General features: G+C 64.0%; 16 protein-coding genes. 7 read left to right on the top strand and 9 right to left on the bottom strand.

The features are described from left to right. Positions 1–241 precede the first annotated feature (241 nt). Complete coding sequence (locus OG587_RS08815) at positions 242–982, bottom strand: hypothetical protein (protein WP_329088559.1); 741 nt, start codon at positions 980–982, stop codon at positions 242–244. Positions 983–1,605: 623 nt separating this feature from the next. Here OG587_RS08815 and OG587_RS08810 point away from each other — a divergent pair. Both OG587_RS08810 and OG587_RS08805 read left to right on the top strand, forming a co-directional pair. Next, the gene (locus OG587_RS08810) at positions 1,606–2,529 is read left to right on the top strand and encodes a hypothetical protein (protein WP_329088557.1); all 924 of its coding nucleotides are present in this window, start codon (positions 1,606–1,608) and stop codon (positions 2,527–2,529) included. Positions 2,530–3,294: 765 nt separating this feature from the next. Then, positions 3,295–4,161, top strand: coding sequence for a hypothetical protein (locus OG587_RS08805; protein WP_329088555.1), 867 nt, complete (start codon positions 3,295–3,297; stop codon positions 4,159–4,161). Between the two features lie 446 nt (positions 4,162–4,607). Here OG587_RS08805 and OG587_RS08800 read toward each other — a convergent pair whose 3' ends face one another. Next, positions 4,608–5,345: a Pr6Pr family membrane protein gene (locus tag OG587_RS08800; protein WP_329088553.1), complete on the bottom strand. Its 738-nt coding sequence runs from the start codon at positions 5,343–5,345 to the stop codon at positions 4,608–4,610. Positions 5,346–5,586: 241 nt separating this feature from the next. Between OG587_RS08800 and OG587_RS08795 the strand changes: the two genes are divergently transcribed. Both OG587_RS08795 and OG587_RS08790 read left to right on the top strand, forming a co-directional pair. Beyond that, positions 5,587–6,876 (top strand): helix-turn-helix transcriptional regulator, encoded by a 1,290-nt coding sequence (locus tag OG587_RS08795; protein ID WP_329088551.1) that lies wholly within the window; start codon positions 5,587–5,589, stop codon positions 6,874–6,876. Between the two features lie 379 nt (positions 6,877–7,255). Further along, a complete protein-coding gene (locus OG587_RS08790; protein WP_329093791.1) occupies positions 7,256–7,642 on the top strand; it encodes a tyrosine-type recombinase/integrase in 387 nt (128 codons plus the stop codon). Positions 7,643–7,721: 79 nt separating this feature from the next. Here OG587_RS08790 and OG587_RS08785 read toward each other — a convergent pair whose 3' ends face one another. Together OG587_RS08785 and OG587_RS08780 are read right to left on the bottom strand one after the other, a co-directional pair. Continuing rightward, positions 7,722–8,108, bottom strand: coding sequence for a hypothetical protein (locus OG587_RS08785; RefSeq protein ID WP_329088549.1), 387 nt, complete (start codon positions 8,106–8,108; stop codon positions 7,722–7,724). A 108-nt stretch (positions 8,109–8,216) separates the two neighbouring features. Next, positions 8,217–8,648: a hypothetical protein gene (locus tag OG587_RS08780; protein ID WP_329088547.1), complete on the bottom strand. Its 432-nt coding sequence runs from the start codon at positions 8,646–8,648 to the stop codon at positions 8,217–8,219. 74 nt (positions 8,649–8,722) lie between these two features. On the opposite strand from OG587_RS08780, the gene OG587_RS08775 reads away from it, so the two are divergent. Beyond that, positions 8,723–9,262, top strand: a complete 540-nt coding sequence (locus OG587_RS08775) for a TetR/AcrR family transcriptional regulator (RefSeq protein ID WP_329088545.1) — start codon at positions 8,723–8,725, stop codon at positions 9,260–9,262. A 22-nt stretch (positions 9,263–9,284) separates the two neighbouring features. Here the strand turns inward: OG587_RS08775 and OG587_RS08770 are convergent, their stop codons facing one another. Continuing rightward, positions 9,285–9,572 (bottom strand): hypothetical protein, encoded by a 288-nt coding sequence (locus OG587_RS08770; RefSeq protein WP_329093790.1) that lies wholly within the window; start codon positions 9,570–9,572, stop codon positions 9,285–9,287. Between the two features lie 604 nt (positions 9,573–10,176). Here OG587_RS08770 and OG587_RS08765 point away from each other — a divergent pair. Both OG587_RS08765 and OG587_RS08760 read left to right on the top strand, forming a co-directional pair. After that, complete coding sequence (locus OG587_RS08765; protein WP_329088543.1) at positions 10,177–10,497, top strand: hypothetical protein; 321 nt, start codon at positions 10,177–10,179, stop codon at positions 10,495–10,497. A 61-nt stretch (positions 10,498–10,558) separates the two neighbouring features. After that, entirely contained in the window at positions 10,559–12,616 is a 2,058-nt protein-coding gene (locus OG587_RS08760) for an AIPR family protein (RefSeq protein ID WP_329088542.1), read from the top strand. A gap of 271 nt (positions 12,617–12,887) precedes the next feature. On the opposite strand, the gene OG587_RS08755 is transcribed toward OG587_RS08760, so the two are convergent. The 4 genes from OG587_RS08755 to OG587_RS08740 all read right to left on the bottom strand — a co-directional run bounded on the left by OG587_RS08755 (position 12,888) and on the right by OG587_RS08740 (position 21,121). After that, a complete protein-coding gene (locus OG587_RS08755) occupies positions 12,888–14,462 on the bottom strand; it encodes a class I SAM-dependent DNA methyltransferase (protein WP_329088541.1) in 1,575 nt (524 codons plus the stop codon). Then, positions 14,459–15,865 (bottom strand): restriction endonuclease subunit S, encoded by a 1,407-nt coding sequence (locus OG587_RS08750; RefSeq protein ID WP_329088539.1) that lies wholly within the window; start codon positions 15,863–15,865, stop codon positions 14,459–14,461. Before OG587_RS08750 ends, OG587_RS08755 begins: the two co-directional genes overlap by 4 nt. Next, positions 15,862–19,410 (bottom strand): DEAD/DEAH box helicase family protein, encoded by a 3,549-nt coding sequence (locus OG587_RS08745; RefSeq protein ID WP_329088537.1) that lies wholly within the window; start codon positions 19,408–19,410, stop codon positions 15,862–15,864. Before OG587_RS08745 ends, OG587_RS08750 begins: the two co-directional genes overlap by 4 nt. Before the next feature lie 337 nt (positions 19,411–19,747). After that, positions 19,748–21,121 carry an IS1380 family transposase gene (locus OG587_RS08740; protein WP_329088536.1) on the bottom strand — a complete coding sequence of 458 codons (1,374 nt, stop codon included), beginning with the start codon at positions 21,119–21,121 and terminating at the stop codon, positions 19,748–19,750. Positions 21,122–21,483 lie beyond the last annotated feature (362 nt).

Below are 21,483 nucleotides of genomic sequence, written 5' to 3'. Positions count from 1 at the left end.
GATGATCTCGGCCGAGCCTGTGAAGTCCTTGGGGACCTTTATCCCGATGGAGCAGCGGAACGGTTCGCACTTTCCGGGCTGGTCGATGACCTCGATCCCGTCCGGCTTGGCCGGATTCCCAGTTTTGGTGGCCGAGGAGAGCGAACCGACCAGGCCCGGCGTGGCGGGCAGGACATGCAGGAGACGAATCCAGTTCTCGCGCTGCCATCTTCGGTCAGCTCCAACGCGCTCCGCTGCCGCACTACCCGGGGAGCACGTAGCGGGTGTGGGGCTCGTGCATCCACTCCTTGTCGAACTCCCGCCCCGTCACCCTGCCGACCAGCGTCAACGCCGAGGTGATGCACGTCGCCAACGACGGCCTGTATCCGCTGTGAGCGAGTTGCATGCAGTCTTCCCACTCAGGCGGCAGGACGTCGTCCTCTTCCCCGTAGTCTCGTCCGCTCTCGATCCGAGCTTCCTCCCAGGCGGTGTACTCCAGCCATCCCGGCGGTAGATCGAGGTCGCTCTCCCAACTCGGATCCGTCACGTCGAACTGCAGTCCTTGCGCGAAGGGGTCGAGCGCATAGGGATCATCGCCCCACCGTTTTCCGGGGGTGGTGAGGCTGAAGCCCGTGGCGTAGTTGCCGTCGACCGCGTATTCGAGATCATGCGGCCCGTCCCAGTCCCACCGCACCAGCAGCGCCCGCCCTCCGTACGACAACTCCCGCAAAGCCCCGTCACAGTCGAACCCCCGCGCCTGAATGATCTGCGTCCAGTTTTCGTTCAACCTGCCGGCCCAGATCACTCCTGGACCACCGTCGAAAGACAACTCCTCCCGCAGACCGCCCCAGGTGCACTCGACCGCGTCGTCCACATCCACGACCGACACCCCCATACGCCGGGCGACCTCCCACACCTCCAGGCCCTCCACCCACACGGCCATGAACCACTCGCCCATGCCGTAGGACCGGGCAAGATGCCAAAGGCGTTCCGACTGCCGCATTCCCGCTCCCGGTCGCTTCCCGCTCGTCCTCACGGCGACTCAAGCAGACGGCCCCGACAGTCTCATGGTCGACAAAATGCGGCTGTCCACATGATCAGGTGCACAGAGCCGCATCGGAGCAAAGGCGACAGAAGAACAACAGGAGCCAACCGGGAGCCGCCCTGTCAGCAAGGGTGTTGGCAAGAACCCCGAACGATCAAGAAAACACGAAGGCCCCTGACGGCGTAACGCCTGTTCAGGGGCCCTCGTGCATGTGTGCGGCCAGAGGTACTCGAAACCCCGACCTTCTCGTATACCCCCAAACGATCTCCCAGGGCGTTCAGATCAGTTCGCCATGCAGGTCGCGAACAAGCCGTCGACTGAAGCCGCAGTGCGGCCAGGTGACGCATGGTCTTTCCATGACCTGGTGACGGCATGATCTTGGCTGGCATGGATCACGCATGTGATACGAGCATGGGTTTTCGGGGTAGGTCGAACTGACAGGAGGCCGGATCCACGACGTCTTCCAGACAACCGCAGTCAGCGTCAGCGAATTTGCAGAGGGAACGCGACCGCCGGTATTCGCGCTGGAGGGCTCGATGAACACGCGGACAGCTCAGCCCCAGGTTGGGATCACCCCGAACATGTTTGGAATCTCCTACGGGTTGGCCGGTCTGGCCACCTGCTGGGGGTACGCGGCCATGCTGGGGGTGGCGCCCGCGCCGGTGGCCGACGTCCTGTTCATCGTCACCGCCGTCGTGTGGCTGGTGCTCATCGTCGGCTACGTGTCGCAGGTTCCGCGCCGGCCCGGCGGCTGGCGCGCCGAACTGGCCGATCCGGTGCTGGCGCCGTTCGTGTCGCTGATCCCGATCGTCGGCATGCTCCTGGCGACCGGTCTGATGCCCCACGCCCCCACCGCCGGCCGGTGGCTGTTCGCGGTCTTCGCCGCCGCCACGACCATCCTGGCCGGGTGGATCACCGGCCAATGGATCGTCGAAGAACTCGACCTGGACCGGCTGCACTCCGGCTACGTCCTGCCCGCCGTCGCTGGAGGACTCATCGCCTCCATCGGTGCCGGCCGCGCCGGCTGGACCGCCATCGCCCACGCGTTCATGGGCATCGGCGTCGTGTCGTGGCTGCTCATCGGCTCCGTCATCATGGCCCGGCTACTGTTCCGCCCCCGCCTGCCTGCGCCACTGATGCCCACCCTGGCCATCGAGATCGCGCCGCCCGCTCTCGGCGGCCTTGCCTACCTGGCCATCACCCACGACAAGGTTGACGCCGTCGCCCTGGTGTTCGGCGGCTTCACCGCGCTCGCCGTCATCGTCCAACTCCGGCTGATCCCCGTGTACCGCCGGCTGGCGTTCGGCCCCGCGTTCTGGTCGTTCGCGTTCCCATACGCCGCCGTCGCCATCTTCGCCCTGCACTGGATCAACTACGGAAGGCCCGTCGGGTACACGGTGTGGGCCTGGTGCGTACTGCTCGCGATCACGGCCTTCATCGCCGTGCTCGTCGCCAAGACAACGACCGCCCTCGCCCGCCGTAGATTCCTGCCCCAGCTCCAGTAACCGCGAGCACCGCAGTCACGGCATACCAGCCGACAGTGGATCACAGGCAATTACTTCCCCAGATGAGGATCTACTCGCTCTGCGGGGAATCTGGTCAGTACACAATGAAAAAGGCCCCTGGTGGCGTAATGCCTGCTCAGGGGCCTTCTTGCATGTGTGCGGCCGGAGATACTCGAAACCCCAACCTTCTGATCCGTAAGCAAGGGCAGTCGCCTCATCAGTAGCGTTTCATCCTGCTCAGATGGTGGTTGCGGGTCGGTGGCGTGTGATCGTGTAAGGCGGTGTTGCTGTACGGGCTGCTGTACGGGCTGCTGTACGGCCCTCCCCCATGAGCTGTGACGTGATCTCTCGCTCAGCGCTCATCACGCGGGAGCTCCATCGTCTGAGCACCTCTGTGGCAAATGTTCCGCGCCGCGCTCAGGACCCGGTCGCCCCCTCCGGCGTCCAGACCGTGCGCAGGCTGGTCGCCCTACTCCTGCCGACGCCGGCGATCAGCCGGCACTGCCACAGAAAGCAACCTCCCGCTCAGTCGACGGGCATCCACTACCCTCGCTCAAGTTGATCGTTTCCGGGAGAGGGTGCCGTGACACAGGAGCCCGGATCAGAAGCGCGACCCCCGATGGCGGCGGTGCTGCGCTTTGGTGCGGTTCTGGCGGTGTCAGGGCCGGTGATCCTGATGACGTTCGGCGCCGGCAGGCAGAGCGTCGGCTGGTTCTGTTCCGCGACGGGTTCCGCCTCCTACCCCCCGGGGGTCCTTACGCGCTGGTGAGCGTGCCGGGAGAGTTGCTGTTCTGGAGTGTTCTCCTGCTGCCGGCCGTCGTTGCGGGTCTTCTCCTGCGCGGGTCACGTCGGGCCACGCTCACGGCGGTCGCCGCGGTCGGCGCCGTGCTCGCGTTCGGGCTCTTCATCGCGTTTCTCCTGCCGGGCCTCGACCCGTGCACCGGGCAGGAGCGTGTGGCCGTACCGTCCTGGCCCTTGATCCTCTGCTATTCGGTGGCCGCGGGGGCGCTACTCCTGGCGGCCCGGTCACCGCTGCATCGGGGACCGCTGCCCGCAAGATGGCACGAGACCATCCTGTGGTCGGGTGCCGTCGGCGCCGCGGCGTGGGCTGCGGCGTTCCACCGCTTCCCGGTCACGTTCGGCAGGTTCGTCACGGTCCTCTACACCGACGTCGAAGCTCCGGAGTCGTTCTGGAACGACCTCGCATGGTGGTCCGGTTGTGCCGACATGATCGGCCTGCCGGTCGTTCTCGTCGCGTTGGCGGCAGCCTCGAGGGCGGCGGCCTCCGCCCGATGGGAACGACCGGCCGGCACCGCGGTCGCGGCGGCTCTCCTCCTCTTCCCGCTCCTCGACGTCGTGGAGTACGTCCGCTGGTACGGCGAGGACTTCCAGACACCTCTCGTCGATTCGGTGCGGTGGCACCTGCTTCTCGCGGCCGTCCTCGTCGCGTCGGCCGTCTGGAGCCCCCGGCAGCGGATCTCCTGGGCCGAAACCGTCCGCCTGGCGCGGCACATGATCCGCGGACAATCAAAGGACATGATTCCCGGACAGGCGAAGAATGTCGCCGTCGCGGTCGTGATCGCGGCCACCGCCGTCTGGCTGGTCGTCTCGTCCTTCACGCCAACACGGTAGGAGCACAACGACACAGATTTCACACGGCACGGAGCAACACCTACGCCAAAGCACGTCATCACGAGGAGCATCCGGGCTGTCCCCACAAGATCTTCAGTCGCCTTCCCGTCCTGGTCAGGACGCCTATGGCCTCATAACTAGCTCTCCGCCATCCATGATCGTCCGGGGGCGTTGTCAGCAACCTCGTTAGCATGAGCGAGGCGACGCGCCCACCACTGTTCGGAGGGCAAGCGGCCCTGGACCACAGGGCCGCCAAGACCCGAGACCTGGAAGCGGCGCGGCGACTTGGTGCGATGCGCGTACGCGCGCCGCGCCGCCGCCCCCTGCCACCTTGTCCATTCAAACTGTCAGACCAGACCTCACGGTCGGGTCCGTTCTCGTTTGGATCCGGCTGCAGGGAAGCGGCTTTGGCCAGGGTTGCTGCTAGGCCGACGAGATTGCCGCACTCATTCGATCCGCTGCGCCGCGCCGGTCAGGCCGACAGGAGTCGACAGGACACGGTCCGGCTGCTCTCCATGCCCCAGCGCTCGCCACACGGCGCCTGACCATCGTGCCCGACTGGCGAGTGCGGCTCCCAGACCCAGGACGACGATGACGAGGTGAATCACCGTCACGAATAGTGTGACACCGCCCCATCCACCAGCCTCCGCGGGATCGAGAAAGAAGTACGGGTACCAGTGGTCGCTTGACTCAGCCGCGTAGGCGAGGGCCATGGCGGTCCAGATCGCCGGGTGTACGAGCCACAGCACCGCCGCGGTCACGGGCAGCGGCCGGGCCGGCGGCATGGCGATCCACCACCCGACCATGAGGACCGGCATCGCCTGGTGGAGCACGAAGTCGGAGAGACTCCATGGCGCTCCTGGTTCAGTGAGCAGGGCGTTGGCGACGATCCCGGTGATGGCCATGTCCACCACGGCGAGCCCGCGCAGATACTCGGCCGCCTGGCCCGGATGCCGGCCACGCGCCAGCGCGACGCCGAACACCACGCAGGCGGTTACGGCCAGCAGGTTCGACTGGGTCGTGAAGTACAGGAACAGCCGGCCGCGGCCGAGGAGCGGGTTGGCATCGTCCCAGGCGAGCAGCGGGTCGACGACAACGAAGGTGACTGTCGCGACCAGCAGCAGAACGCCCGCGACGACGACGGGCAGGATCGGACCGGTGCGGGCGGGAGGAGCAGCGACCACGGGATACCTCTCTGATCAGGTGTGTGGGGAGTCCCATGGGCAATCTCGCGGTCTGTGGTCGCGACCGCTATCCGGAACAGCCCTGAACGTTGCTCCGACGGTGTCCGGGGTAGCCCTGAATCTTCGGCCCAGACGCCCTATCCGGCTAAACTTGCTTCCGGATACGCACCGAAGACTCCCTGGGGGGCCGATGCGCGACGCTCGCATGCGTCTGGGGGTTCCGGGGCTGTGGCGTCCCCTCATGCCGGTCGTGTTAGTCGCGGGGCTCGGACTGTGCTCGGTGATCACGCTGGCCATCGCACGCGCCGGAGGCGCCGGCGGTTATGCGACCCACCCCGTCTCGACGCTCGCACTGACGGGTGGCGCGGTGGGGATCGTACTGCTGTCCCGACGGCTGGCCGATCGGGGTGACCGTACGGGCGGCGGCTGGCTCCTCGCGTTGGCCATCGCCGTCCTCATGTACCTCGTGCTCGGCGCGCTCACCGTGGTCGCGGTCACCGCCGAGTTCGGTATGGCGCCTCTCCTCGTCGGTGCCTGGGGTGGATGGTGGCCCGTACCCCTCGCCGTCTTGCAGCTTGCGGCACTGCGGGCGGAGCCGCGCGCCCGCCGGTGGTCGATCCTGGGCGGCGTCGTCATCGCCGGAGCGGTCGTCTGCATGGCGCTGGACCTGGAGCCCGTGCAGCCGTTCATCGGCCACCCGCCGGCGGCGCCGGAGGGTTGGCGCACATCCGTTGCCACAGTCGCCGCCACCATCCTCGTCAGCGTCGTGGTACTCGCCGCCGTGCTGTTCCTGGCGTGGCGCGCGGCCCGCGTCCCGGCGGACGAACGCGCGAGCGCCACGCTGGCCGCGGCCGCGGCGGCGGTGGCCCCGCTGTTGATCGTCGTGTGCATGGGCACGGCCGTAGCCGACGATCCCGGTGACATCGCGCCGACGGACGGCAGCGTCGCATACTTGGTCTCGTTGGCTGCGGGCTGTCTCGTCGGGGCGGCGGCGCTCATGGCGTCCGCCGACACGACGGCCCGTCCCTCAGCGGTACGCCGACTGCTGTCAGGGGTTCTCGGTGGATACGCCGCCATCGGCGTGACGCTCTCCGCGACCTGGGCGGGGGCCGTGCTCTCCCCCGCCGGGCCGTTGCTTTCCGGTCTCGCCGTGGCCGCGCTCACCGCGGTCGTCGGCGTCGCCTGGTGGCGGACGTCCTCCGCGCTGACCGGGTTCGCCGTGCCATCCGTTGTTCAGCCCGCCGCGCCGCCTCTGCGACCGCCGGCCGCACCAGTGGCGTCACCGCGGCCGGGCACGGAGTCACCACCTGGGCTCGAACTGCTCAGCCCGCGTGAGCGTGAGGTTCTCGCCCTCGTTGCCACAGGCGCCCGCGACGCTGCGATCGCCAAGCACCTGCACCTGTCGCAGCGCACTGTCGAGACACATTTGCGGCGGATCTTCACCAAGCTCGGGCTTGAGAGCGACGACGGCCGCAACCGGCGGTTGCTCGCCGCCCGGGCCTGGTTGGAGGTCATGGGCACCGACACATAGTTTGCTCGGCTTCCGACTCGATGACGAACAGCGTGAGCGGTTGCTGTACAACGCTGCTGGACGTGACCGGGGAGATTCCCCCGGAGAACATGTCCTCCGCCTGAAGCCGCAGCGCCTCACACCGTTCGCGCTCCGCACCAGACAGCCCTCCGCTTCTGTCTGAGTACCTCATACCTCCAGGCTGTCACCTGGGCAAACAGCACTGGCGAGCACCCCGGGCAACTCGTGACGCCCAGATCTCTTCATCAGTAGGTAGTCGTTCAACTGCTCAGGAAGGTTGTGATGCTGTCGATCGGCACCTGCGCCATGGCCCGTAAGTTCCCGTGGTTCCTTCTCGCCAGCGCTCCCGCCAACCGACGACTCCACCGCGTCGCTTCCGCTGCTCGACCTGTGCATCACCGCACTCAAACACCGCCGGCGAACCCAAGAGGAGGCCCGCAAGGCGGCCGGAGCGAAGTGGAAGAACTCCAATCTCGTCTTCACCACAAGAAACGGCACATCGATCGAGCCGCGCAACTTCAACCGATCTTTCGAGGTTCGATGCCGCAAGGCGGGTGTCCCACGCATCCGCGTCCACGACACCCGGCACACCTGCGCATCGCTCCTGGCCGCCCTCGACGTCCACCCTCGAGTGGCGATGCGCATCCTGCGACACTCGCAGATCTCGATGACCATGGACGTCTACCCGCAGATCCCATCACCCGAGACCCGGAAGGCACTGGATCGTTTGAATGCCAGTCTCGACACCGAGGAAAGCGACCGCTAGACGCAATCGCCCACACGGACCGACCGACGAAGGCCTTCCAGGATGCTCCTGGGAGGCCTTCGTGGTGAGTCTCGCGGACTCACCACTCGGGAAGTTCGTGAGCGTCGGGATAGAGAACGATGATCTTCTCCAACAGCTCAGGGCTACCTGTCCGCACATCCCAATGGCCGCTGTCGAACGCCCGGATCCTCACCTCCGGCACCGACAAACTGTCGCCATAGCCCACCAGCTCTCCATCGATGAGCCGGCAGTCCCCGCTGAACAGGTCGATGAGACGACTCGTGGTCACCAGTGAGTTCGCCGTGGCCTCGGTGATCGCTTCAAGCTCCGCAGAGACGAGCCAGTCGATGATCAATCGCCAGCGATAGCCCTCGATCAAGGCACCGAGGGAAGTGAGGACCTCCGCCAGGCCGACGTAGTGGCCTCCTCGCCAAGCCGCGAACGAGAGGACGCGGATCCCGGTCACGTGCCTCACCCCCTCGGCGGCGGATGCCTATCATACGGAGCAGACCCAGGACACTCGATCAATGGCGGCCGTCAGACCCCGTTGCTGTACGGGTCGTGGACGCCCTCATCACGCGACGGCCCTTGCGGTCGACCAGGCCGTCCAGCCCCGGCCGAGCACATACGCGGCCAGCAGGATGAGCGTGACCGCTCCGTCGGCGATCAGCGCCGTGCCAGCGCCGTCGGTTCCGCTGCCGAAGGACAGGGCGGCCAGGGTCAGGCCTAGCTTGTTGAGGATGGCGAGCTCCCAGATCCCGGCGTAGAGCCGGGGGCGGTAAGCCAGCAGCAGGAACACGCCCACGAAGACACCGAAGCCGAGCATGCGCCAGGTCTCGACCATCCGCGTGGCCGGTCCGGCGTCCGCGACGGCGCCCACTGCGCCGGCCACCGCGGCGACGGCGCCAGCGGCGGCGAGGATGAGCAGGGCCCGCGCGACGAGGTCACGGATCCGCGTGGAGCCGGTGCCGGTCTCGACGTGAAGGGATGGGGCACGAGTGGGCATCGACGATACCTTCTTCCTAACGGTGTTAGGGCACTAACCTAACACCGTTAGGACATTATGCGAAGGCGGGACGGATGGCTTTCCACGCACTGAGCCGGCTCACCCCACGAGCCCGGGAGATCGTGCAGACCGCGCGGCAGCTCCTCGAGCGGGAGGGCCCCGATGCACTGTCGATGCGTCGCCTCGCCGCCCAACTCGGGATCCGCGCCTCCTCGATCTACGAACATCTCCGCGACAAGCAGGCACTGGAGGCGGCGCTGATCTCGGTCGGCTTCGAGGAGCAGGCCGAACTGTTCGCGCAGGCCGTCCATCAATCCGACGCCCCGATCGCCGCTCTCACCGTCGCGTACCGCGACTTCGCGCGCCGCCAGCCGAACCTCTATCGACTGATGACCGAGCGGCCCCTGCGCCGCGACCTGCTCACCTCCGGCGTCGAGGAGGCGGCCGCAATGCCGCTCCTCGACGCCACCGGCGGTGACCGCGAACGCGCACGTGCCATCTGGGCCTTCGCGCACGGCATGGTCATCCTTGAGCTGAACCAACGCTTCCCACCCGGCGCCGATCTCGACACCACCTGGCGCAAGGGCCTCGACGCGCTCCGCGGTACGGGCTGAGCGCCGCCTACTGCAACGTTCCTTAAAGCAGGTAGACGAACTTGCGGCGCAGGGTTCGAGGCTGTGGTGGTGGTCGTCCCCAGATCCAGGGCTGGGCGTGGGCGTTGAGCTGGGCGGTGGCCACGGCGACGGCGTGGGTGATCTCGGTGGCGTCGGCGAAGGTCTGTCCGGCGAACGCGGCCCGGCGCAGTAGTCGCCACCAGCCTTCGGCCAGGTTCAGCCAGCAGGCCTTGACCGGGATGAACACCTGGCGGATCCGCGGGTGACGCAGCAGCCATTGGCGGACCCGCCAGCTGAAGTGGCTGGACAGATTGTCGGTGATGATGACGATCGGGCCGGTTGGCGGTGGCGATCTGCGTCAGCAACTGGATCCAGCCGTCACTGTTGCGCGAGGGCGCGCAGAAGGTGAACTCGGCTCCATCGCGGATGCGCAAGCCGCCGTACACCCAGGTCTTGCCGGTGCCGCGGGAGTAGGTCAGCGGCGCTTTAATCCGGTGCCCGTCGGGTGACCAGGCGGGCACGGGTGGGAAGGTGCGTGGGGTCACCGGCCCCAGCTCATCGGCGCAGATCACCGTGGTGCCTGGCGGCGAGTCGGTGTACAGGCCGATGACCTCAGCCCTTCCGGGGCCCTGCTGGGCAGACCTGTGCCTTTGGCTCCCAGGTTGGCTCCCACAGACACCGAAGAGACCGGTTGAGCACCACAACGAAAAAGGCCCCTGATGGCGTAATGCCTGTTCAGGGGCCTTCTTGCATGTGTGCGGCCGGAGGTACTCGAAACCCCAACCTTCTGATCCGTAGGGAAAGGCAGATGCCTCGTCAGCGGCGTCTCGCCCTGCTCAGGTGGTGGTTGCAGGTCGGTGGAAGGTGATCCTATGAGGCGGTGTTGCTGTACGCCGCTGCTGTACACCACCTTCGTGGACGTGATCGTGGCCTGGCGTGTAGATGGCGCGGTTGCCGTCCTTCAGAAGCGCAAAGAAGCACAGGACGCCGAAAAGTTCCGTGGCGGCGAGTCATGGAAGGGGACAGAGAACGGGCACGTCTTCATGACGGCCTGGGGCGGCCCCATCTACCCGACCACCGCGACAGCATTGATCGGCCTCGGCGCACCTAGACGGCGCGCACCGCGCCCGTTCGAAACTCCGGATCAAGCCGCGCTTCAGCTAGGCCTGACGACTGCGCCACAAGGCTGGGTGAGAGCGTGGGTTCGGATCCGTATCAACCTCCGTTGTCTCTGACACGCCTGTCCTCAGCGCTCTAGGCTGACGGCGTACAACATCACAAAGGGGTGGGACGAGCGTGAAAGATCTCCAGGCGCGCCAGCTTGAGAGGGCTCTGACCGAGCAGTTCGGAGACCTGATCGACATGTCCGACCTGGACCGGCGTCCCCCTGACCAGGTTCGCCAGTCGTTTTTGAGTCGTGCCCTGGCGGCACTTGCCGTTCACGAGGTCACCGGACTAGACCGCAAAGAAGCTGCGGCCTGTGTCATTGATGGTTTTGATGATGAAGGAATCGATGCCGTAGCGGTTGACCCCGATGCGCCACATATCTGGATCATTCAGGCCAAATGGAGCAGCAAAGGCGAGGCCACCTTCGACAATGATGCCGTTCGCGCTCTCGGCAAGGGACTAAAAAGACTCATCAGAGGCGAATATGAACGCTTCAATAAGAAACTTCAGCCCATGGTCCCAGATTTGGAAGCAGCTCTAACTAGCGCACAGGTGCAGATTACCGTAGTCCCAGCTTTGGCTGGTGATCGCGACCTTTCTCCTGGGGTGCGGCAAGAATTTAAGGAATTGCAGGCCGAATATAATGATCCGGAAGAGATACTGCGAGTCGAACCGCTGTTGCTTTCAGACTTCATCAGTGCAGTGCGGGCTGGCCTAGATGATCCAAAGGTCGACCTCAAGGCCAAGATGCCGGATTTCCGATTTCACGTCGATCCCCACTTGGCTTACTTCGGAACCCTCACAGCGGATCAGGTTGCAGGCTGGTATGCAAAGAACCGCAACCGACTGTTTAAGCGCAATATTCGCTACCCTCTAGGTCTAACAAAAATCAATTCAGACCTAGTCGACAGTGTTATCCGGGATCCTGAGCGTTTCTGGTACTTTCACAACGGCATCACTGTACTATGTGACAAGCTTAAGGTCGGCCCACGAGGCGACTTAGAACTATACGGGGCAAGCGTCGTGAATGGCGCCCAAACGGTAGCGTCGCTGTATGCTGCCGCTGATCGATCAGCGGAAGCCGTGGCAAAGGCGCGGATCAGCGTTCGTATTATTTCATTGGAGGGTACACATCAGACTTTCGACCGCCATGTGACCATTGCCACAAACACCCAACATGGGGTGGTGGAAAGAGATTTTCGGGCTCTAGAGCCTATCCAGGAGCGCCTTCGGGTGGAGTTCGACGTCGTTCTAAACAAGAAGTACGTCCTCAAGCGCGGCGAGTTGCTGCCACAGCCCGTCGATGGATGCGATATGGAAGAAGCGGCGATTGCATTAGCTTCTGCAAAGAGTGATGCGAAACTATCATTCCTTGCCAAATCGGACATCACTCAGCTATGGAAGGATGGGACGTATAACAAGCTGTTTGGCGGTTCGGAGGCTCGAAAAGTCTGGCGTGCTGTCAGATTGGTTCGTGAGGTTCGGACAGCACTAGGCGCGGCACAGCAGGACCTCGAAGGGCGGGCGGCGCTTTTCGCCGACCAAGGGACTTATCTGGTTAGCCACCTTATCTTTCAGCAACTTCGCGCCTGGTCATCGTGCTCCGAAGCGGACTGGAAAAACCTGTTAAGCAATATTCCTAGAGCGACCGATGTCGCCATTCGCTGGTCAATGTATTCCATTGATACTTCATTCGGGGGAAGCAGTCAGGTCAGTAGCATGTTTCGCACCGCACAACGGTACGAGAAGGTCGCAGAGGTAGCCCTGGAGGGGACGCTCTCTGGTGATCAGCCTCCCGAATTGGCCCCGGACTATAAGGCAGAAGTACGAGAGAGCCATGCACGACAAGCCAATGCCGTCACGGTGATTGTGGATGCAGGGGCCATCCAAGAGGGCACCCGTCTTGAATTCCGTCCTATCGTGGCGTCCGAACGACGGGCTCTCACTGATTGGCTTCTGGAGGACTCGCGTCGAGGTTCGGCAACTTGGGTCGAGAGCAAGCCGAAGGCGCTGTTGTGGGAGTGGGACGGTAAGCAGCATTCACCTAGCGCCCTGGTGATGGAAATGTTCCGACAAGCTAATAAGCCGAGACCAAAGGCCGTCCAAGGAACCCGTCGCTGGTTCGTGCCGGGTCAAGGCTCACTTGTAGATATCGCCAACAGTATTCGAAGCGATTCAGTTGATTGATAGGCAAGCCGAACTCCATTGCTCCCCGGCCCGCACGGCTCTACACCACGTCATCCGGTGGCAAGCCGACCCGGAGCGCAGGGCCGCCAGGCCCGAGCACCGGAAGCGGCGCGGCAGCCGATCACCCCAACCCGTACGGCGATCACCGAACTCACCTACAGATTCAGGAGGCTAACCCCGTACTTGAACCCACCTGCCAGTCATGAAACAGCCCGGATTAGATACCGTTGGTCACAAGAGCGTTCATCAACAGAATAGAAGCCCAATTCGCTTAAAGAGGCGACCCGGCATCTGCCTCTATCTCATCTGCTACCGGTTCGCCTAGGGCCTCGGCGATGGCGGCGAACTCGTTGAGCGCGGCCTGCAAGTCATCGACGATCTCGCGGGCGATCACGGCTGAAGGGAGCAGGCTGTCCGCGTCGTCCAGCGCAGGATCTTTGAGCCAAGTGATGTCCAGGTTCATCTTGTCGCGCTTGAGCAACTTCTCGACTTCGAACACCTTGAACCGTTCGGACTCAACCCGCTCACTGCGTGGCTTGCCCGGCAGGTAGGCGGCGACGAAGTCATCCAGGTGCGCGCGGCGCATCGGCCGGGTCTTGAGGGTGAAGTGTTCGCCGACCCGAAAATCGTAGACCCATAGTTTTGAGGTCCACGGCTGGTTGTCGGTTCGAGGGCTCTTCTTGTCGAAAAAGAGCACGTTCGCCCTCACGCCTCCGGCGTAGAAGATCCCTTTCGGTAGACGTAACAGCGTGTGAACGTCGAACTCCTTGAGCAGCCGCCGCCGGATCGCCTCCCCCGCTCCGCCATCGAACAGCACGTTGTCCGGCAGGACAACCGCGGCCCGACCACCGATCTTCAGCACTGACATGATGTGTTGCAGGAAATTGAGCTGCTTATTCGTTGTGGTGGAGCGGAAGTCAGTACGGTCGTAGGAGATGTCCTCCTTGTCCAACCGCCCGTCTGAGCCGTACACAGTAATTGAGGACTTCTTGCCGAACGGCGGATTGGCCAGTACCAGGGAGACCCGCTCATCGCCACCAGGCTGCTTGGCCAGCGCGTCGCGCACATCGATCAGTGATGGGCCGTCGCTCGTGCCGACCCCATGCAGGATCATGTTCATCGCGGCCAGACGCGCGGTTCCCGGAACCAGCTCGACACCTCGGATCGCGCCGGAGGAGAGGTGATCCTGCTGTGCCTTGGTCATCCGCCCCTGGTACTCGCGTGCGATGTGCGCATGCGCGGCGATCAGGAATCCGCCAGTGCCGCAGGCCGGGTCCAAGATTGTGTCATCCGGAGTGGGCCGGGTGACCTCGACGATCGCATCGATCAGCGGGCGCGGGGTGAAGTACTGGCCCGCGCCGGTCTTAATGTCCTCGGCCCCCTTCGCCAGCAGGCCCTCGTAGGCGTCACCCTTGATGTCGACCCCGGCAGCGGCCCAATCCTGCTTGCCGATCAGATCGACGGCAAGTTTCTGAAGCTTCGCGGGATCTGTGATCCTATTTTGAGCTTTGGCGAAGATCGTGCCGAGGTTCGTGTGCGGGTTCTTCGCCAACTCGATCAGAACGTGCCGGTAGTGCCGCTCAAGCTCCTCGCCTTTCTTCGCAACCAAGGAGGACCAGTCCAGGTGCTCCGCCACGAGCCGCTTGGGGACATCAGCCAGGTCGTTCTGATATTGCTCGTCGGCAATCTTCAGGAAAAGCAGATACGAGAGCTGCTCCACGTAATCGATCGTCGAGAGGCCGTCGTCACGCAGCACTGTGCAGTAGTTCCACAGTTTCGTGACGAGCGAATTCGTCTTAGCCTGTGCTACAGCAGCGGTCGCGCCAGCGGGTGTTTCAATAGTCACAGCGCAAGCTCTTCCTGGATGCCAGCGGGCACGATCGTGGTCTTCGGCGGTGTGATTATCTTCTTGGAGGTAGCGGACTTCCGGGCGCGGGTCGTCTTCGGCTGACTGTCACGCTCGGCCTCGATCCGCTTGAGGAGTTCTACCGCTGGTTCGTCTGCCGGATCCTGCGGGACCAACTTTCCCGCGAATGCCTCTGCCAGTAGGGAACGCCGGAGGTATTTAGACCGTTCCTGCGCCATGCCCGTTACCCCCATCAAACGCTTTATTCCCGCGAAGTGATCCAGGGCGGCTTCGACAATGCGAGCCTGCACATCGAGCGGAGGTACCGGGATGTTAAGCGCTGCAAGGATGCTCTGATTGACCTTGTAGATTCCTGCGGTCGTCCGCGCCGTAGCCTCGATCTGGCGACGCACAGTTCGGGAGTCCCACACAAAAGCTAGAAACTCCGGGTCGATGACATGCGGATTTGGCCGCACGCGGATCATAGTATCTGGGAAAGCAACCGGGTCGGGATCATCAACCGCAAGAGCCCCGCGCCCGACGAGTCGAAGGGAGCCGTTCCCCCTACTGACCATGAAGTCGCCGCGTTCAACTAGGAACGGCGTAGCATCTTCTTTCAGCCAAGCCCCACCCTTACGCGCCGAAAGGTCTAGGACCCTGTTCTTTATCGCAGTGAGACGGAGGACCGGGAAGCCGTCGTCATCTGTCGGCACTGATCGACCGTTGATAAGCGGCGAAGCCAGGAGCGTCTCCAACTTACGGGCCGATGAGAGCCAGGGGCCGAGAAGCTCGCGACGTCGTGCGTTATCAAACGAGGCTGTCGATTGACGAATACGAACAACATAATGATTCGCCGCATCAAGTCGAGACAGGCGGTCTTCGAGTACTTCGACGATACGGAGTTGCTCGGCCAAAGGCGGGAGGGGAATCGGGAGTTTGCGGATTTCACCGAGGCCGAGGCGCGGTCGCCCAACTCCCTTAATCTTGCTCATGGCGACAGCGCGTGTCGCTGGCGCTTGTAGCGCGTAGAGCACCCACTTGCTATTTACTTCGGGGTGCAATCGAGCACGGATCACGTCGGCTTTGACGATGGCAGGGACATCGAGATCGGGCACCAAGGCGACTCTCGGCAGTTCCTCACCGAGAGAAGCCAAGATGAGATCACCTGCCTGTACGTTATGTGCCTTTAAACCCTCATAATGATCGAGGCTAATATAGGCCCGCTCATCACGGAAGGCGCCGTCACCTACGTTTTGCAGGCGCAATACTTGAGCACCTGTATCGGTGTAGTGCGACGACTTAAGGTTCGAGCCGAAGGGACCGTCGGTGATCGCCCGTGGTTCTGCCGCGAGGAGTCTTTCGAGAGTCGTCCAGATCCACCCATCTGGTAGTTCCTCACTCAAGCCAGTTCTCGATCCATTTCGGCGATCAGGGCACGGGCGCGGTCCCGGCCGCCAAAGTCCCGGATCAGACCGGCCTGGCCGCCACGCTGGGTAAAGGGTACGCCCTTGATGTCCTCGACGGTGATGCCAACGCCAATCGCGACGGTGTCGCGGATCTGTGCCAGCCACCACAACTGATCAGCGGTGAAGTGCGCTCCGGCTTGTGCCTGGCGAGCCAGCCAGCTCGCGAAGCGTTCCTCGATCACGCTGCGGTACGGCTTGAGTTCAGTGTCCATGCCGAGTTCGTAGCGGATCAGGCTGACAAGGTCGGGCAGTTCTGCGTTCCCTTGGGGTGAGGCTGCGGCCTTGTTGAGGGTTTCATAGGCGTCCCACAGGGTGCCAGGAGTCCAGGCGTGCGGGGGCCGGCGGATCCGGGCGGCGAGGTCTTTGAGCTTAGCCAGGGCATCGTGTCCACCGCCCCTGGTCTCGGTCAGGACCTGGATCGCGGTGATCTCGTCGCGGTGCTTCTCCAGAAAACCGCGCCAGGACTGGACCGTGGAACTGGCTCGCTCTTCGCGCGGAACCTCGACCAGGTTGACCACCTCGTCCTTGCTGGTCTCGTCGTAGGTGATGTCGTGGTCACGGCGAATCTCCAAGATCCGATTTCGGTAGGGCGGGTTCCCGGTCAGCGGCGCGATCGCGTCTTCCACCAACCTGCGAGCGGCGACCGTCCCGCCCTCTTCACGCGCCTTCTCTTGGGCGTCCGGGTCGATCGCGGCGACGATCGCGCGGGAGAGCGCCGAGATGGAGACCCCGCCTCCGACGGTGGCGAGCTCCTCACGCTCTTCGGGGGTGATTTGCTGGTTGAGCCGGGCCAGACGGCCGGCCAGCGCGGCGGCCTCAGTGACGTTAATTGCCTTGGTGGCGCATTTCTGGAGCAACTTGTCCAGGCTGATCTGCTTCTCGCTGGCGGACATCAAGGGTTTAGAGTCCGCCAATGGAAAGTCAGTGACCCCGACCGCATCGAGCAGGATGAACCGGGTCTTGGCGATCTGATCGCTCGCACCGGGGGTGACCTCATGCAGCTCTTCCGCGTCTAGGGTCCGCGCCCCCCGGCCTTTCATCTGCTCGAACAGTACGGCGCTGCGGACCGCACGCAGAAAGATGACGCATTCTAGAGCGCGGACGTCGGTCCCAGTTGCGATCATATCGACTGTGACGGCGATACGCAGGGCGGCGTCATGTCGCAGATCGTTGATCAGGCTGTCAGGGTTCTTGCCCGCAGCCCGCACCTTGTACGTAATTTTCGTGGCGAACTCGTCGCCTTGACCGAAGACTTCCTTGGCGAGGCCGAGCACTTCCTCGGCGTGGTTGTCATCGGCAGCGAAGATGAGTGTTTTGGGTAGTACTTCCCGGTCAGGGAACCATCGCTGCCAGTTGTCGCGGTACGTCGTTAGCACGGTGCGGATATGGTCTTCAGCGATGACCGTACGGCCGAGTTGCCGATTGGAGTACACGAAGTCGTCGTCGAGCTGCTCCAGGCGCTGCGCGCGGGTCTTGCGGTTGCGGACCTTAACTGTGGTGCCCTCGTCGATCAACGAGCCTTGTTCGCCGATCTTCGTTGACAGGCGCACCACATCGAAGTCGACATTCACCCCGTCGGCGACCGCCATCTCGTAGGTGTACTCCGAAACCAGGTTCTGATGGAAGAACCCCAGGGTCTGCTTGGTCGGGGTCGCGGTCAGTCCGACGATGTGCGCGTCGAAGTAGTCGAGCACCCTGCGCCAGAGCCCGTAGATCGAACGGTGGCACTCGTCGACTACGATCAGATCGAAGGATTCGGGCGGGACCTGCGGGTTGTATTCGACACTGACCGGAGCATCCACCCCGTACAGAGCGTCGCTCTCCTCGGCGCTCTTGTCGTCGGCGTCGTCGGCGTCGTCGTCGTTGACCACGATCTCGCCGCACAACAGCGCATACATCTTCTGGATCGTGCAGATCAGCACGCTGGAGGAATCCTGGACGTGGTCTCCAGCCAGGCGCTCGACGTTGTACAGCTCGCTGAACTTCCGGCCGTCATCCGGAGTGATGTAGTTACGGAACTCGCCTAAAGCCTGGCGACCGAGGTTGTTCCGGTCCACCAGAAACAGCACCCGCCGGGCCTTACCGTGCCGGAGTAGTCGGTAGGTCTCGGTCACGGCGGTGAACGTCTTACCCGCGCCGGTCGCCATCTGGATCAGGCCACGCGGACGGTCGTTGGCGAGTGAAGCCTCCAGACCGGTGATCGCCTCGATCTGCGCCTGACGCAGTCCACTGGTCTCCAGTGCCGGTAGGTGCTTGAGCCTGGCTCGGTAGGTGGGGGCATCTGGGAGCTCATCGGCCTCCCGCATCCACCCGGCAAGGGTCTCCGGGCGGTGGAAGGAGAAGACCTCGCGGGTGCGGGCCTGCGGGTCCAGGCGGTTGAGGAACACCGTCTCCGTGCCGGTGGTCGCGTATCGGAAGACGAGCGGCTCTTTCTTCCGCCACACCGCAAGAGAATGCGATTTCGAAGCACCGTCGGCGTACCTGGCGTTCTGCGCCTGGGCCGCGCTCAAGGTCTGTCCCTCTCGCTTGGCCTCGACTACCCCGACGATTTTTCCATCGACGTACAGCACATAGTCCGCCGGACCGGAGGCGAGGCGAAACTCGCGAACCGCGACGCCGTGTCCAGCCATCGGATTGAGGTCCTTGAAGTCCTGGACCAGCCAACCGGCCTCGCTCAGCATCTGGTCGACCACCCGCCGAGCCTGAACCTCGTTCAGCGGCGCAGGGCGGAGCGCCCGCTCCACAATCGTCGCACGCTCAGCCGAGGAAACCTTTCTCGGCTGAGCCTTGAGTGTGCTGAAGTTCGCTAGCTGGGCCGCTCGAAGTTGTGCCAGTTCCGCCAGCAGCGCCTCATTCTGCGCTCGCAGTTCCTCATGCCGGGATCGGGTGTTCGCGACCAGGGATTCAGCCACCACCCGCGCCCGCTCGTGCTCCTGGGCGAGATCGGCGATCTGGTTCAGCTTCAGTTGTGACTCAGCCAGAGCCGCTCGGTCCCCATCCAGAGCCTTGCGGAGCGCGGCTAGCTCAGCTGGATCGGCAATCACCGGCTCGGCCGGGGGAACAAAGCCCTCTACCGTGCGGTCTCCCGACAGCGCCCGGTGTAGCCAAACGCCCAGCTCCCAGGCAACCCGGATCCCCTCCAGGGCGCGGGTGGTGTCGAACATGTGCCGGTGCGTCGCCTGATTGCCCGTGTGTCGTAGCGTGTCGAACGCATTGCGCACTTTCGACGGCAGCATCCCCGCGTTGGCCAGCGCCGCGATCCGGTGAACCTGGTGATCCCCTGCCACCCTCAGGCCTGAACGGGTGATCAGCTCCTCGGCCAGCACTTCCCCAAACTGCCGAGTATGGACCAACGCGGCGTTCGAGTCGGTGAACACGACCGCTTCGGCCTGGGCTCCATACAGCGCGAGCAGCGGATTATAGCCGTACAATCGCCCAAAGTTCGCAGAAGAGCGCGCCAGGTCAGCCAACCGTATGTCCATGTCGCCTTATCCACTGCTACATAGTGACCTCAAATTTGACTCAAATAATACGTAACTTTGGATCTTCATGCTTCCCATTGCCCCCCGAAATACGGGCCAACTCGAATTTTCGAAGGCCCGTGCTCCCCACGGATTCAATCTTCACTCGGCCCCGTCGTCCGTTGCGGTATCCGCTAGCCTCGATCTTTCACGATCTTCGTGTGGTTGGCTGAGGCATCCGGCTGAGAATTGATTTCGGTTCCTGGTCAGCGTGGTGGCCCGGCTGTCGCGCCGGGTGGGCGGGGTTCCACGGGCCCGTGGGTGTCCTTTCTGGGGTGGTTGGGCGGATTGGTGCTGGTCAGGATGGTGCGGGTAAGGCTTGCAGGCGGGTGACGGCGGTGATGATCTGTGGTGCCCAGGGCCAGCGGGCGGCGATGCGGAGCCGGAGCCGGCGGCCGCCGCGGACCAGGCGCCCGGCGACGGAGAACAAGCGCAGTCTCAGGCGTTTGGGTTCCCAGCGGCGGGCGGGGCCGTTCAGGGCGAGCATCTGCATCCAGGAGATGAGTTCGCAGGCCAGGGCGACGATCTCACACCAGATCTGGTTCTGGGTGAAGTCGTGCAGCGGCAGGTTGCGCAGGCCGGTGTCCTTGGCGGTGCGGATGCGGTCCTCGGCTCGGGCGCGGCGGCGATGCCGTAGTTCCAGCTCGGGAAGTTGCCCGCCACGGGTGTTGGTGACGAAGCAGGTGAAGCGGTGCCCGTCTGGGTCGGTGAAGCGCGGGCGCGCGCCCGGATGCGGGCGTTCTTTACGGACGATGACGCGCATTCCGCTGGGCCAGGAGGCCAGGTTCAGCATGCCGGTGATCTCGGCGACCCACGCACCTGGCCGCATGTGGCCGTCGGCGTCGTAGGCCGGGGTCCAGGCTGTGGCCGGCAGACGCAGGATCGCCTCACCGATGTCGTCGGTGATGGTGAAGCCGATGGAGTACTTCAGCCGTCGGCCCGGGCGGGTCAGCCAGGTGAGGAACTCATGGGTGCCGCCGCCCGAGTCGGTGCGGATCAGGACCTGGCGGCGTCGGGCTCGCGGCAGTTGGGCCAGGGCCAAGACGGTGGCGGTGATGTGGTCGGCGGCGGTGTTGGAGCCGGCGTTGCCCGGCCGCAAGATCAGGGCCAGTGGCTCACCGGTTCCGTTGGTGCCGTGGTCGGCGAAGGCGGTCATGGGGTGGAACCCGAAGGTTTTCTTCCAGGTCGGGGTGGCGTTTTCCTTGTCGGAGTGGGCGATGACGATGGTGGCGTCCAGGTCGATGGGGATCAGGTGGCCGTCGGTTCCGGGCGCGGCCGGCCCGGCGAGGGTCCATGCGTGTTCACGGGCGATGGCGCGGGCGCGTCGAATCGCTTTCAGGGCTTTGGTGGTGTCGGCGGCGAGCCGGTCGATCAGCCGGGAGACGGTCGGGTCGGAGGCGATGGTGCCGAACAGTTCTGGCTGAGAGCGCAGGGTGGCGATGTCGGCCAGGCAGTCGCCTCCCAGGGCGAGGCTGACGGCGAGATCAGCGACGATCTTTCCGGGGTCATGGATCGCGCGGGCCGGTCGCCATCGTTGCAGGTGCTCTGAGAGGGCGTGGTTCAGGCCAGTGACGTGCAGCGTTTCCAGCAACAGCAGCGCGCCTGATTGGGAGATGAGCCCGGAGGTGTCGGCGGACATGACGATCTTGGGTCGCGAAGCGATAGTCTTCACGTGAAAAGTGCCTCTTGAGCTGGTGTGGACGGGACCTTAGACAAGTCCGATCATTCCAGGTCAAAGGCACTTTTCTCATGTAAACGATCAAGGGTGGCGATATTCACCGTGAAAGCCGCAGGCTAGCCTCGATCTTTCGTGCGCCCAGCAGAACGGGGAGGTGAAGCTGCGTGAGTAGCTGATCTTTCTGTTCGTAAGCTCGTCGTCGCCTGCCGGTGGAAGTCCGGTCCGGGTAGCTGCCAGGAGGCCCGGTAGCAGGCTGGCGGCTTCGTCTGGAAACGGGCGGGGTCGAAGCCCAGCGTCAAAGGCCCTGTAAGGGGGAGCGACGATGCGGTCCGTAGCATGAAGCGAAGCCTGCGGCG

The organism is Streptosporangium sp. NBC_01469 (assembly GCF_036227305.1).
In the GTDB taxonomy this organism is placed as follows: Bacteria; Actinomycetota; Actinomycetes; order Streptosporangiales; family Streptosporangiaceae; genus Streptosporangium.
The sequence above is the reverse complement of the archived record's forward strand: the minus strand, read 5'-3'. Positions and strand labels throughout refer to the sequence as shown.

Excerpts from the sequence above, each read along its gene's own strand:
- OG587_RS08775 (WP_329088545.1), top strand. The coding sequence starts at position 8,723 with ATGGCTTTCCACGCACTGAGCCGGCTCACCCCACGAGCCCGGGAGATC.
- OG587_RS08815 (WP_329088559.1), bottom strand. The coding sequence starts at position 982 with ATGCGGCAGTCGGAACGCCTTTGGCATCTTGCCCGGTCCTACGGCATG.
- OG587_RS08780 (WP_329088547.1), bottom strand. The coding sequence starts at position 8,648 with ATGCCCACTCGTGCCCCATCCCTTCACGTCGAGACCGGCACCGGCTCC.
- OG587_RS08745 (WP_329088537.1), bottom strand. The coding sequence starts at position 19,410 with ATGGACATACGGTTGGCTGACCTGGCGCGCTCTTCTGCGAACTTTGGG.
- OG587_RS08810 (WP_329088557.1), top strand. The coding sequence starts at position 1,606 with ATGTTTGGAATCTCCTACGGGTTGGCCGGTCTGGCCACCTGCTGGGGG.
- OG587_RS08795 (WP_329088551.1), top strand. The coding sequence starts at position 5,587 with ATGCCGGTCGTGTTAGTCGCGGGGCTCGGACTGTGCTCGGTGATCACG.